This window comes from Glycomyces tenuis DSM 44171 (assembly GCF_000427885.1).
Taxonomy (GTDB): Bacteria; Actinomycetota; Actinomycetes; order Mycobacteriales; family Micromonosporaceae; genus Glycomyces; species Glycomyces tenuis.
In genome coordinates this window covers 45,251-58,353 of record NZ_ATYW01000015.1, presented here as the reverse complement: position 1 = coordinate 58,353, position 13,103 = coordinate 45,251, and the positions used below count along the sequence as shown (strand labels likewise).

The following is a 13,103-nucleotide window of genomic DNA, read 5'->3' as shown; positions in this document are numbered from 1 at the left end:
CGCGCCCCCCGACACGGCGAGTCTCCCCCGATTCCGCCCTGCGGGACGCTTTCGGTGATGCAATACCGGTATGTCCAGAACTCACCGCGCGGTCGAGACCGAGACCGGCGCCCGCCCCGGCGCGCAGCGAACGCCGGGAACGCAGCGGGACCCCATCGGCTCCCAGACCGAGGGCATGGAGGCGATCCGCGCGGTGTGGGAACGGGCCGCCGACGCCCGCGGACGCCACGCCAGGCCCGTCCCGGCGCCGCAGCCCCGGCCCGCGCGCCTCGCCCCCGCCCTGCTCGGCATCCTCGTGTGCGCGTGCCTGCTCATGTTCCTCGCCTGGGTCAGCGCCCCCGCCCTGTGGATGACCATGGGCCACGGCCAGACCGGCACCGTCACCGTCACCGCCTGCACCGGCGAGGTCGCCCCCGGCTGCACCGGCGTGTTCGAGACCGACACCTGGGCCAAGGAACTGCGCCTGACCGGCGAGGTCACCGCCGCCGACATCGGCCGCGAACTCCCGGCCCGCGCCACCGGCCCGGGCACCTCCAGCGCCTACGTCGGCGGCGCCGGCGGGCTCCTCCTGCGCTGGGCGCCGGCCGTCGCGCTCTACATGGGCTGCGGCTTCGCGCTCGTCGCCGCCAGCGGCGCCACCCGCCTGTACGAGCGGCGCGGCGCGGCCATCGGCATGTGCTGGGCGGCCGCCGTCGCCGTCTGGCTCGCCGCGATGGCCTTCGCGTGGTGAGGCTGTAACCGTGCCCACCGCCGGGCACTGCCGCTGCGAGCAGCGCCGGGCGCGCCGTAGAGTGGGACCCGCCCCCGGTTTGTACGCCTCCATGCCGCCGCTGCGGCGCGCCCAAGTGAATTGACCGTCCTTCCCTCCTTGCAGGGCTCCTCGGGAGACAGCGTGAGTGCATCTTCGAAACCGGTGGCGCAGACCTGGTTCGGACCCATCACCGCCGTGCAGCGGCGCGCCATGTTCGCGCTCGTGCCGGTGGCCGTCGCCTTCGGCCTCGTCGTCGGCCTGGCCTTCCTGCCGCTCGCCAGCGGCTTCGGCGGCATGGCCAAGGTCGGCTCCGAATCCGTCCTCGAGCTCCCCGACGACCTCGTCCTGCCCCCCGCCCCCGAGACCTCGACGCTGTACGCCGCCGACGGCGAGACCGTGATCGCCACCTTCGGCGACCAGTACCGGGTCGAGCTCGAGTACGAGCAGATCCCCGACTCGGTCAAGGACGCGCTCGTCGCCACCGAGGACTCGAACTTCTACGAGCACAACGGCGTCGACCCCGAAGGCGTCATGCGGGCCCTGGTCACCAACGTCGCCGCCGGGGAGGTCACCGAGGGCGCCTCGACCATCACCATGCAGTACGTCCGCCAGGTCCTCTCCTACACCGCCACCACCCCCGAGGAGGTCGCCGCCGCCAGCGAGGTGACCGTGGAGCGCAAGGTCCAGGAGATGGGCTACGCCCTCGCCCTCGAAGAAGAGATGCCCAAAGAAGACATCATCACGAACTACCTCAACACCGTGTACTTCGGCCACGGCGCCTACGGCATCGGCGCCGCCGCCCAGGTCTACTACGGCAAGGTGCCCGCCGACCTGACCGTCGCCGAGGCCGCCATGCTGGTCGGCCTGATCCAGTCGCCCAGCGCCTACGACCCCATCGACGGCTCCACCGAGGCCGCCCAGGCCCGCCGCGACCACGTCCTGGACCGCATGGTCCAGACCGGGGCCCTCACCGAAGCCGAAGGCGCGGAGGCCAAGGCCACCGAGCTCGGCATCAACCCCCAGGAGGCCAACAACACCTCCGGCGGCGCCATCGACTCCGAGTACGGCTTCTTCGTCGACTACTTCGAGCAGTGGTGGCAGCAGCAGGAGGACTTCGGCGAGACCGCCGACGAACGCAAGGCCCGCCTCTACCGCGGCGGCTACGAGATCGTCTCCACCCTCCACGTCGACCTCCAGGACACCGCCCAGGACGCCATCGAGCGGCAGCTCGAGACCGGCTCGGAGTTCGCGCTCGGCAGCGTCGTCATCGAACCGGGCACCGGGGCGATCGAGGTCATGGCCGTCAACCGCAACTACTCCAACGACATCTCCGAGAACGGCCCCAACACCTCCAACGACGACTACAAGGGCACCTACCCCAACACCACCAACCCGCTCTTGAGCGGCAACTCCGCCGTCCCCGGCTACCAGGCCGGGTCCTCGTTCAAGATCTTCACCATGATCGCCGCCCTCGAAGCGGGCATGCCGCTGTCGACGTCGATCTACTCGCCCTACCAGTACACCTCCCAGTACGTCGTGGGCGACGGCGCGGCCTCCTGCGGGAACTACTGGTGCCCCAAGAACGCCTCCGCCTCCGAGGTCGGCGACTACGACATGTGGACCGGCTTCGGCGAATCGGTCAACACCTACTTCGTGCAGCTGGCCGAACGCGTCGGCGTCGCCAACGCCATCGACGTCGCCATGCGCCTCGGCGTCGACTTCCGCAACACCAAAGACCTCGGCCTGGTCACCGGCGAGGCCGCGAACAGCTTCGGGCCGTTCACCCTCGGCGTCACCCAGGCCACGCCCATGGACATGGCCGCCGCCTACGCCGCCCTGCCCGCCGACGGCCTCTACTGCGAACCGATCCCGGCCACCTCGGCGGCCACCAGCACCGGCGACACCATCGCGTTCCCCAGCACCTGCAACCAGGCCATCGACACCGAGGTCGCCCGCGCCGCCGTCGACGCCGCCCGCTGCCCCACCGGCGACGGCGCCGTCAAGGGCGAATGCACCTGGGGCACCGCCGAGCAGGTCGGCGACGCCGTCGACGGCCCCGTCGCCGGCAAGACCGGCACCACCGACTCCAACTCCACCAACTGGTTCGTCGGCTTCACGCCCAACGCCGCCGCCGCCGCGTTCGTCGCCGACCCCGACAGCCCGCAGCACTTCGTCGGCACCGCCAACCTCGGCAAGCCGGCCAACGCCGTCGCCGACATCCTCGCCTACCAGTGGGACGAGGAGGGCGAAGGCGAGTTCACGCCGCCGAGCGACCTGGTGCGATAGCGCCCGGCCTGATCCACGGGCCGGGCCCCGCCCCCGTAGACTCACCCCGGTGAGCGCCACCGCAGTCCGGCCCGCAGCGCCGCCCGCCGCCTGGCGGCCGGCCCTGCCCCCAGGGCCGCTCCCCAGCGTCCGGGCCCGCCTCGCGAGCGGCCCCCCCTCCGACGGCCGCCGCGCCCTGATCGTCACCCTCGGCGTCACCGCGCTCGCCGCCGTGCTGCGCCTGATCGGGCTCGACCACCCCAAAGGCCTCATCTTCGACGAGGTCTACTACGCCCAGGACGCCCACACGATGCTCGCGCACGGCGTCGAATGGGACGCCGGCAGCGACGGCTCGGCCTACGTCGCCCACCCCCCGTTCGGCAAGTGGATCATCGCCGCCGGGGAAGGCCTGTTCGGCTTCGACGAGATCGGCTGGCGCATCAGCGCCGTCGCCGCCGGCGTCGCGGGCGTCGCGATCCTGACGCTCCTGGTGCGCCGGCTCACCGGTTCGACCATGCTCGGCGGCACGGCCGGACTCCTGCTCGCCGTCGAAGGCAGCCACTTCGTGCTCTCGCGCGCCGCACTGCTCGACATCTTCTTGGCGACGCTCATCCTCGCCGCCATGTACTGCCTCGTCCACGACCGCGACTGGCGCCGCGCCGGCTGGCTCGCCGCCGTCGAAGACGGGCTCGACCCGCGGCGCGAGCGCCCCCGGCTCGGCGTCCCGTGGTGGCGCATCGCCACCGCCGTCCTGCTCGGGCTCGCCATGTCCACCAAGTGGAGCGCGCTGTGGTACATCATCCTGTGCATCGTGCTGTTCATCGTCTGGGACTGGCGGCTGCGCGTCGACGCCGGCGCCCGCAGGCCGCTGAGCGACACCCTCGTCTACGAGTTCGCCCACAACCTGTGGTTCGGCTTCCTCGCGATCGGCACCTACATGGCGACCTGGGCGGGCTGGTTCGCCAACGACACCGGCTCCTACCGGCACTGGCTGGCCGAGAACGGGCACACCGAGCCGCCCGTGATCGGCCCGCTCGTCAACTGGATCCAGTACCACCTGAGCGTCTACGAGTTCCACTCGGGCCTGTCCTCGGAGCACTCCTACCAGTCGGTGCCGTTCGAATGGCTGTTCAACCTGCGGCCGGTGGTCTTCTACTGGAGCTCGGACGTCCCGTGCGGCTCGGACCGCTGCGCCGCCGAGATCCTCCTGCTCGGCACGCCGCTGCTGTGGTGGGCGTTCGTGCCGGCGGTCTTGGCGGTGCTGGCCTGGGCGGTGTACAAGCGCGACTGGCGGGCCTGGTTCATCCTGGCGGGCGTCGGCGCGGGGATCATCCCGTGGTTCGCCTACCCCGACCGGACCATGTTCTTCTTCTACACCGCCCCCGCCGTCCCCTTCTTCATCGCCGCGGTCACCTGGTGCCTGGGCATGATCATCGGCCGCCACCGGCCCGGCGGCGCCGTCACGGCCTCCCCGGAGCGCCGCCTGACCGGCGCGCTCATCGTCAGCGCGTTCATCGCCGTGGTCGTGCTCTGCTTCGCCTACTTCTGGCCGATCTACACCGGCGAGGCCCTCGACTACGGCGAATGGCGCTCCAGGATGTGGCTCGACTCCTGGATCTGACCGCCTCCGCCCCGAGAGCCGCACCACACTCGGCGCCCGCGATCGCCGTGCGGCCCTGTGCTACAGTTGTCGGCGCTCGGGGCTTTGGCGCAGTTGGTAGCGCGTCTCGTTCGCAATGAGAAGGTCAGGGGTTCGAATCCCCTAAGCTCCACCACGGTGCTCGTTGGTGCTCGGTTGTCTATGGCGGTGGCCGAGCACCGTGAGCTATCATTCGCGACTGCGTGATCACTGGAAGACGCTGGTGTTGGATTTCGCGGTGTCGATACACTCATAGCCTTAGAGAGTGTTTAAGGCATTCTTAGGCTGATTTGTCGGTTTCAACTGGTGGCCGCCACGAGAGTTCGGTCCGTCCACTGAGTCTTCGGCTCATGAGGTCGATCATGGCCCAGTGGATGTGGGCGGCCGACCGTTCGGGCAGGGTCTCGTAGTCCCGGGCGAGCCTGCGGTGCTGTATGAACCACCCGAAGGTCCGCTCTACCGGCCATCGAGGTGTCGGCTCGAATCCCTTGGCCTGCCCCGGCTTCGGGGTGACCACAAGGTCGATCCCGGCCGCGTGGGCATGCTGGGCGACGCTCACCCGGTAGCCGTTGTCGACCAGCAGCGCGGCGACACTCGGATGATCTGCGGCGATGCGGTCGACCAGAGCCCGCCCACCGGCGGTGTCCGAGACGCTGGCGGCAGTGACGATGACGGCCAGGACGAGACCGAGCATGTCGGTGACAATGTGGCGCTTGCGGCCCTTGATCCGTTTGCCCGCATCGATTCCCTGGGCTCGCTCGGGCACGTTCGCGGCGGTCTTGACCGATTGGGCGTCGGCGATCGCCGCGCCCGGGCGCACGGCGCGGCCTGCGGCTTTGCGGGTCTTGGCGCGCAGGAGGCCGTGGAGGCGCTCGGCGGTGCCGTCGCGGTTCCAGGCCGCGAAGTACCAGTAGACGGTTTGGGGGGTGGGAAGTCGTGGGGCAGGTGACGCCGCTGCACGCCGGTGCGGTTGACGTACAGGATCGCGTTCACGATGTCCCTGAGCTGGTGCTTCGCTTCGGCCAAGCCGAGGCCGGCCGCGGCGCGGTCGCTCCGCCATTTAGTTACGACGGGTTCGATCAGCGCCCACTGCGCATCCGACACGTCCGAGGGGTACGAGGGCCGAGAATCGTTCATGCACAACCGAACGAGCACTCCCGGCCCTCAGTTACGGGCCTCCCTCAGATCCCGACCCATCGGGGCCAGACGCCCTCTAAGAGCTGGTTACAGGTTTCCGAGGGTGCGCGGCTGAGGATTGAGGGTCAGTCGGCCGGTCCTGGGTGGCCTGAGTTACGCAACACGCTGGCGACGAATGCGGTCTTGCCGTGTGTATATGCCTAGCGGTCGTGACCATGCTGGTCAGAGAGCTGACGTTTCAGGTCTTCGTAGCGTCGGGCAAGCGCATCATCGCTGCGAAGTGCGTCGCGGAACGCGATCTGGGCGATCCAGCGGGGGTGTCCGGAGGCATCCGGCTTGACGAAGAAGCGCCGCCACGCCCGACGGTCGGCCCGCGACCTGGCCCGATGAAGAGGTCGTCGAACAGGCCACGGCCGCCGGTCTCGACTGGCCGGTCGAGACGGCGTTCGCGGCCTCCAAGGACGGATGCAGACTCGACCGATTCCAGGTCAGGACCTGCAACGCCATCAGACGGCACACCGTCCGGGTGCGCGCCGCCCCGTGGCCGCCGCCCGGCTGCGGCATCGGACTGTCCGGGAGGAGTTTCACGGGGCCCCAGGAGAGGCGGCCACTGTAGTCCAGGCGGCCCGACGCCGCCCGTCGGGCCCGGTCGCTATTCGCGTGCGGTGGCGAGCGTCGTGGGGCGCGGGCGAGTGGCCACCGCGGCCGTGCACAGGGTGGCGGCTCCCACTACGAGGAAGGAGCCCGCGACGACGACGGCCGTCATCGTCCAGGGGACGACGGCGATCGGCACGCCGACCAGGCGGTCGATGGCGGCGCGGATCCCGAGCAGCGCTGCCCCCGCGGCCAGGCCGGAGAGCAGCAGCGCGATCGTCGCCACCGCCCACGACTCGATGAACGCCATCCGCAGCACCTGGGCTCGGCTCAGCCCGCTGAGCCGGGCCACGGCGAACTCCGTCTTGCGCTCCGAGGTCGCGATCACCACGGAGTTGATGACGGCGATCAGGGCGTAGAGACCGGACAGCCCCATGATGACGGCGTTGATCCTCCAGTTGAGGTCGTCTTGCGCCGACTTCGCCCGGGATATCGACTCGGCGACGGTGTACACCTCGCCGAGACCTGCCGCTCGGATCTCCATGCTTACGGCGTCGACGTCGGTTCCGGCTGCGATCCGGACGATGGTCTGCGTCGGCGCTTGCGCGAGCTGTTCGTCCGATACGAGGTCGCGGGGGAGAAGGAAGCCGTCGTAGGACAGGGAGGAGTCGAACACGGCGACCACCCGCAGCGTGACCTCGCGTCCTGCCACCGACGCCTCGATCGTGTCGCCGACCTCGTGGCCGTTGAAGCCGCGCTCGACGACGACGGTCTCGCCGTGCAGGTCGTCCAGGCTGCCGGCGGCCGGAGTCCGAGTATGCGTCTGCTGATACGCGGCCGGGTCCATTGCCAGGAAGCCGGTGTCCTCGCGCTCCACCGCCTCACCGCCCTCACCGTCGGGGTACCGCTCGATGAGGGTAACGGTCACGGGTGTCTGCGCGGAGGCCGCCGCCACCCCGGGGATCGAGGCGATTCGTGCCGTTTCCTCGGCCGTGGAGGTCACCACCAGGTCGCCGGCAATGTCCCTGGCCTGCTCCTCCTCGATGCCGTTGCTGATGGAGAGCAGCGTTCCGGTCAGTCCGATGAGCAGGCCCGACAGCACGATCAACGGTGCGGCGGTCGACGCCGTGCGCCGCACCGCGTCCCGCAGGTTGGCCGCGGCGAGACCACCCAACGTGGTGCCGCGCAGCACCAGGCCGACAGCGCGCCCCACCAGTGGCACGAGCAGCGGGCTGAGCATGCTGAGGCCGATGGCGCCGACCAGAGCGATGTTGGCCGACAACGCGATGGCCCCTTCAGGCGGCGCGTGCGCAGAGACGATCGCCATCGCCACGGCACCGCCCGTGAAGAGCAGTCCGACGATCCACCGGCCCGCCGTCATCACCCGCGCGGCGTCGCCGACGTCCCGCAGCGCGTCCAGCGGCCGGACGGTCGCGGCCCGACGCGACGCCGCGAACACCCCAGTGAGCGCCACGCCGATCCCGACGCCGAAGGACACCGCCAGGATCCAGTCGTGCCACTGCGCGGAGAACCCGGGCGGGATCAGCTCCAACACGACCAGGAGCCGGGACTGCGCCTCTTCGGCCAGGATCCCGAGCGGAACGCCGATGGCCGAGCCGAACAGGGCGAGCAGGAGCGCCTCGGACAGCAGCAGCCGGCGCAGCTGGCCTCTGCTGCCGCCGACGAGCCGCAGGAGGGCGAGGTCGCGCCGACGTTGCGCCACGGTGAACGCGAAGGTCGAGCTCACGATGAAGATGGCCAGGACATAGGCGATCCCCAAGGTGATGCCCAGCAGGGACACCGCGCCTTCATAGGCGTCGCGCATTTGTGCTTCTGCGCCGGGGTCCAGGCCCGGCGGGAGGTCCTGCGTGGCGGCCGAGACCAGGATGAGCAGGGAGGATTGCACGAGCGCGACGCCGGTCGCGACGGTCAGGATCGCGCCGGTGAACAGCGGCCAGCGTTCGGCGAACGTGTTGAAGGAAAGTCGCAGCATCGGTTCAGTCCTCCAGCGCCGCGAGCCGCTCGGCGACCCCGTGTGCGTTCAGACCGGCGGTGCGGTCGACGATCCGGCCGTCGGAGAGGAATACGACCTGGTCGGCACTCGCCGCGACCGCCGGGTCGTGGGTCACCATGACGATCGTCTGCCCGTCCGAGTCCACCATGTCCCGGAGCAGATCGAGTACGACGCGGGCCGACTTCGAGTCGAGCGCGCCGGTCGGCTCGTCGGCGAACAGCACCGCCGGCCTGGTGACCATTGCGCGGGCGATGGCCACTCGTTGCTGCTGGCCGCCGGACAGTTCTCGGGGCCGGTGCCGTATCCGGTCGGCCAGTCCCACACCGGCCAGCACGTCGCGGACTTCCCGGGCGGACACGCGCACGCCGGCGAGTTTGAGCGGGAGCGCGACATTCTGCCCGGCTGTCAGCGATCCGAGGAGGTTGAAGCTCTGGAAGACGAAGCCGATCTGGCGGCGGCGCAACGCGGTGAGCTCGGCGTCCGAGCTGGTGGTGATGTCGAGCTCACCGATGCGAACCTGGCCGCTGGTCACGACTTCCAGACCCGCCGCGCAGTGCAGCAGTGTGGACTTGCCGGACCCGGACGGCCCCATCACCGCGGTCCACGAGCCGGCCGGGAAGTCCGTGCTGACACCGTCGAGTGCCCGCACTCGGGCCTGCCGGGTCCCGTACTCCTTGACCACGCCACGCATTTCGATCGCAGTTGTCATAGTCGATCATTCAACCGATCCGCGAGCGCGGCGGAAATGACGTACGCCCCCGAATCCATGGTAAGGCGCTCCCTACCCTGGAGAAGCCGTGCACCACCTTGAACAGGCTCGCCCTGTCCTCGCTGGGGACGCACGGGACGTGTCAGGCCGCTTGTGGCTGTGAACTGATCACCCCGGCGTCGCGCGGTCTCGACCAGGCGTTGGATGCTCCAGACGCTGATCCCGTGTGCCGCTGCGAGCTCCCTCTGCGGGACACCATTGCCGAACCCGATGGCGATCTCCCGACGATGGGCGGCGGTCAGTCTGCGGCTCAACGCATGGGGTTGCGGCAGGGGCGGCTGGTCCGCGATTGAGGCATCGCAGTCCGGGCGCGGCCGCCAGGAGCGGCCTGACGCCGCCGTCAACGGCTCTGACAGGACCGTCACACTCTCGAGTACCTTGTCTGCCCGCGGGTTTGGGTTCGAATAAGAGCGTAGAACCTCCACCACGGTGCTCGCTGGTGCGCGTCCGCGTATGGCGTGATCGAGCACCGCGAGGTGTCCTCTCTAGACTCGGAACACAGGAGGCCCCGGCACCCGCAGCTTGACGAACATAAGGGAACCCTTTGTCCGCCCGCGAGGCGGAAGGGCTCCCAGATCCCGGTGTTGGAGCTGGGAACCCGGCAGCGCAGCGAGCGGGCCGGGCAGCGCCCGTTCGGAGTCCTCGGACAGGCCCGAGGTCCGCCGCGGCGCCCCGTCGAAATGCCAATCGCGGCAGGGCGTCCATGAAGACCGGGGGACGGGAAATCGGACGGCGCGCCGTATCGCCGACGCGGACGGCACCATCGGCCATGCGTCCGCCGGTGCCCACCGGACCGATCGCCCTGCGACCGTGGCGGTGCTCGATGAAGACCCGCGTCACTGCGACCGCCGAACCGGGACCGCACACGGGTCCGCTGTCGACCGCCCTCCCCGTGCGCGCACCGCGACCGCCGAGTCAGCGGCCGAACGGTCCGGCGGCATCGGCGCCCACCACGTCCCCCGAACTGATCGCACCCTGCGCGACGGCCGCGCAACCGGCTCCCGCCACCAGCACCACCGCAGTCGTGCCGAGTGCCCAAGACATGCCCGCGGCGAGGTAGACCCCGCCGATCACGGCTATGGCTCCCGTCTGGGCCAGCAGCGGTCCAGTCGTGTTGAGCGCCGAGAGCGCGGAGACGCGATCGGACGGCACCACCTCGGACAGTCCGGTGATCAGCGGGCTGTACCCGGCCGCGTGCCCGGCCCCGGCCAGCGCCAGCAGCGGCGTGAGACTCCACGGCGACGCCCCGGTCGCGACCGCCGCCACCACGCCCGCCAGCACGACCGGTCCCGCCACGGGCAAGGCGCGTATCAACCGCTCGGGCATGCGCGCCCAAGTCAGGCTCATCGCCCCGAACCCGATCGTGTAGGGCAGGAAAGCGATCCCCGCGGCGAGCGGTGTCCATTCCAAGTCGTGCTGCACGTGCAGGGTGAAGGTGAACAAGAAGGCCGCGTAGCAGCCCATCACGACCGCGCACGCGATCAGACCGGACTTCATGCCGCGCGGACGCAGCACGGCGAGGTCGAGCAGGGGCGGCCGTGCCCGTGCCTGATGGCGTACGAACCACGCCAGCAGCACGAGCGAGGCGCCGAGGGCCGCCCACGTCCACCATGGCCAGCCGGCCTCCCTGCCCAGGGTGAGCGGCACCGTGAACGCGCCCATGCCGAGCGCGAGGGCGACGACCCCCGGGACGTCGAAGCGACGCGCCCCCGCCCGACCGGTCCGCCCGCCGGCATCGGCCGACAGCGGCGCCCGGACCACCGTCACCAGCAGCAGCGCGCCCACCGGCACGTTGATGAGGAACACGGGCCGCCACGACAGCCCGAACAGGTCCGCCGACACCAGCAGCCCTCCGAGCAATTGGCCGAGCGCGACACCCAAGGCGAGCACCATGGAGTACCAGCCGACCGCGCGGCGCCGGGCGGCGCCATGGAAGTGGCGCTGGATCAGAGAGAACACCTGCGGGATCAGCAGAGCGGCGCCGACGCCCTGGACGGCGCGGGCCGTGACCAGCGCGGCCGGCGTCGGCGCCGCACCGCAGCCGAGCGACGCGGCAGTGAACAGCGCGAGGCCCCATAGGAACACCCGCCGATGCCCCGCGACATCGCCGAGCCGGGCCCCGGTGACGATGAAGCCGGCGAGCATCAGCAGATAGCCCGAGAGCACGAGCTGCTGCATCGCGCCCGTGGCACCGAGGTCCCGTTGGATCGAGGGCAGGGCGACGTTCGCGATGGAGCCGTCCATCGAGGCCATGACCTGGGCGACAAGGAGTACCGCGAGGAGTGGGCGCTTCGGCATGGCCACAGGCTGCCACGGGGGACGGCTCCGGTCTTGAACATCCTTGCTCGGCAGGGTCGCCGACGCCGTTCCCGGCGCCGGTCAGGCCGGATCGTCACCGCCTCCGGCTAAGGTGGGGCCGTGCTCCGCTCGCAGCCCGTCATCACCGCCCCCGAGTACTCGGTGCGGGTCGTGACGTGCTCGGACGACAGCCGCCGCTGGTCGGCTGCCGAGACGGCCGACACGTTCGGTCTCGTGCTGCCGCGGCGCGGCCACTTCCGGATGACGGACGACGGCTTCGAACATGCCGTGGACGTCACGCAGGGATACCTCCAAGTCCCCGGGCGCGAACACCGCTTCGCGCATCCGGCGGGCGGTGACGAGTGCACGTTCGTCTCGCTCGGCGCCGCGCTGTGGGAGGAGATCGTCGGCGACCGTCCCCTGCCCATCACCGTGCGGGTCGACGGCGTCGCCGAACTGGCGCACCGGCTGCTGCTCCGGGCGGCACACGATGGCGCGGACCCCGACGAGCGCCTGGTCCGGACGGTGGCGGCGGCCGCGCGCCTCTCGCCCTCGGCCGAAGCCGACGCGGCTGCCCGAACGGCGACCGCCCGCGCCTCCCGGGCCCGCGTGGCCGCATTGGCGCGCGAGGCCGTCCTGGAAGGCGACCCCGCCTCGCACGACTTGGTGAGCCTGGCGCGCGTGCTGCGCGTTTCACCCGCCCACCTGAGCCGAGTGTTCCAGGCCGAGACCGGCATCAGCCTCACCCGGTTCCGCAACCGCATACGGGTGAGCCGGGCACTCGCCCGACTCGAAGGCGGTGACGCCGACCTGGCCGCGATCGCCGGAGACCTGGGCTTCGCCGACCAGGCGCACCTGACCCGCACCGTCCGGGCGACGCTGGGCACCACGCCGGCCCGGGTGCGCAGCGCGTTCGGCGAGCGCCGCGGCTGATCCCGAGTCCGGGAAACCGAGTGGCGCGCAAGCGGTCGCCAGGGAGCCCGGAGCTCGATCGGCGGTACGGTCGCCGCCACATCCGTCCATGGTAGGGCGGGCCCCACCCCCGGTCGGGGCGCTCGCAGGATGGTCGGAGCCGTTCGGCGCCAATAGCGTTGGGGCCATGAAAAACCAGAAACCGTCAAACACGCCGTGCTGCTGTGGGCCACCGCCGTCACGGCGGGCGTCATCGAGACCGTGCTCGCCGTCGCCGACATCGCCCGCGAATCCGGGCTGGACACCGGCGTCTGGATGAACATCGGACTGCGCTCCCTCGTCTACGTCGGAGCACTCGTCCTCATCGTGAACTTCTCCCGGGGCCGCCGCTGGGCTCGGATGAGCCTTGTCGCCCTGTTGTCGGTGATCGGCATGGCCGCGATGGCCGTGCCGGCCGCGATGGAACTGGCGACCGGCGAGTCGTTCCTGACCGCGGTGGGCGGCGACGGCGAGTTCACCATGGCGTTCGCCATCGTCCGCCTCACCCACATCGCCACGGTCGCGCTCGCGACGGCCCTGATGTTCTCCGCGTCCGCCAACCGCTACTTCGCCAAACGAGGCGACCGGCTCGCCGCTGCCTGACGACAGCGCCGACCACCGACAGGGCGCCGTGACGACCGGGGCGCCCACCCACCCCCCGACAGCTTCGACCGTCCGGGACCGA

9 protein-coding genes, 1 tRNA gene and 1 pseudogene are annotated in these 13,103 nt (G+C 70.7%); 6 read left to right on the top strand and 5 right to left on the bottom strand.

Translation table 11 applies throughout. The features are described 5' to 3' along the window. The first annotated feature begins 70 nt into the window (after positions 1–70). The 4 genes from YWW_RS0116220 to YWW_RS0116205 all read left to right on the top strand — a co-directional run bounded on the left by YWW_RS0116220 (position 71) and on the right by YWW_RS0116205 (position 4,791). Positions 71–730: a hypothetical protein gene (locus tag YWW_RS0116220; protein WP_026930927.1), complete on the top strand. Its 660-nt coding sequence runs from the start codon at positions 71–73 to the stop codon at positions 728–730. 162 nt (positions 731–892) lie between these two features. Next, positions 893–3,037 (top strand): transglycosylase domain-containing protein, encoded by a 2,145-nt coding sequence (locus YWW_RS0116215; RefSeq protein WP_155830210.1) that lies wholly within the window; start codon positions 893–895, stop codon positions 3,035–3,037. Positions 3,038–3,086: 49 nt separating this feature from the next. Continuing rightward, on the top strand, positions 3,087–4,637 hold the full coding sequence (locus YWW_RS0116210; RefSeq protein WP_026930925.1) for a dolichyl-phosphate-mannose--protein mannosyltransferase: 1,551 nt from the start codon (positions 3,087–3,089) through the stop codon (positions 4,635–4,637). A gap of 78 nt (positions 4,638–4,715) precedes the next feature. Further along, positions 4,716–4,791: transfer RNA gene (locus YWW_RS0116205), tRNA-Ala, on the top strand. A gap of 144 nt (positions 4,792–4,935) precedes the next feature. Here YWW_RS0116205 and YWW_RS30990 read toward each other — a convergent pair. From YWW_RS30990 to YWW_RS30985, 5 genes and pseudogenes are all read right to left on the bottom strand, one after another. Continuing rightward, positions 4,936–5,792, bottom strand: a pseudogene (locus YWW_RS30990) (IS5 family transposase). 200 nt (positions 5,793–5,992) lie between these two features. Further along, a complete protein-coding gene (locus tag YWW_RS38025; RefSeq protein WP_342673580.1) occupies positions 5,993–6,259 on the bottom strand; it encodes a GrpB family protein in 267 nt (88 codons plus the stop codon). Between the two features lie 185 nt (positions 6,260–6,444). Continuing rightward, positions 6,445–8,379, bottom strand: a complete 1,935-nt coding sequence (locus YWW_RS0116195; RefSeq protein ID WP_026930924.1) for an FtsX-like permease family protein — start codon at positions 8,377–8,379, stop codon at positions 6,445–6,447. A gap of 4 nt (positions 8,380–8,383) precedes the next feature. Then, positions 8,384–9,109: an ABC transporter ATP-binding protein gene (locus tag YWW_RS0116190; RefSeq protein ID WP_026930923.1), complete on the bottom strand. Its 726-nt coding sequence runs from the start codon at positions 9,107–9,109 to the stop codon at positions 8,384–8,386. A 975-nt stretch (positions 9,110–10,084) separates the two neighbouring features. After that, a complete protein-coding gene (locus YWW_RS30985; RefSeq protein ID WP_051325941.1) occupies positions 10,085–11,467 on the bottom strand; it encodes an MFS transporter in 1,383 nt (460 codons plus the stop codon). Positions 11,468–11,587: 120 nt separating this feature from the next. On the opposite strand from YWW_RS30985, the gene YWW_RS30980 reads away from it, so the two are divergent. After that, entirely contained in the window at positions 11,588–12,400 is an 813-nt protein-coding gene (locus tag YWW_RS30980) for a helix-turn-helix domain-containing protein (protein WP_035701712.1), read from the top strand. A 195-nt stretch (positions 12,401–12,595) separates the two neighbouring features. After that, complete coding sequence (locus YWW_RS0116175) at positions 12,596–13,021, top strand: hypothetical protein (RefSeq protein WP_026930922.1); 426 nt, start codon at positions 12,596–12,598, stop codon at positions 13,019–13,021. Positions 13,022–13,103 lie beyond the last annotated feature (82 nt).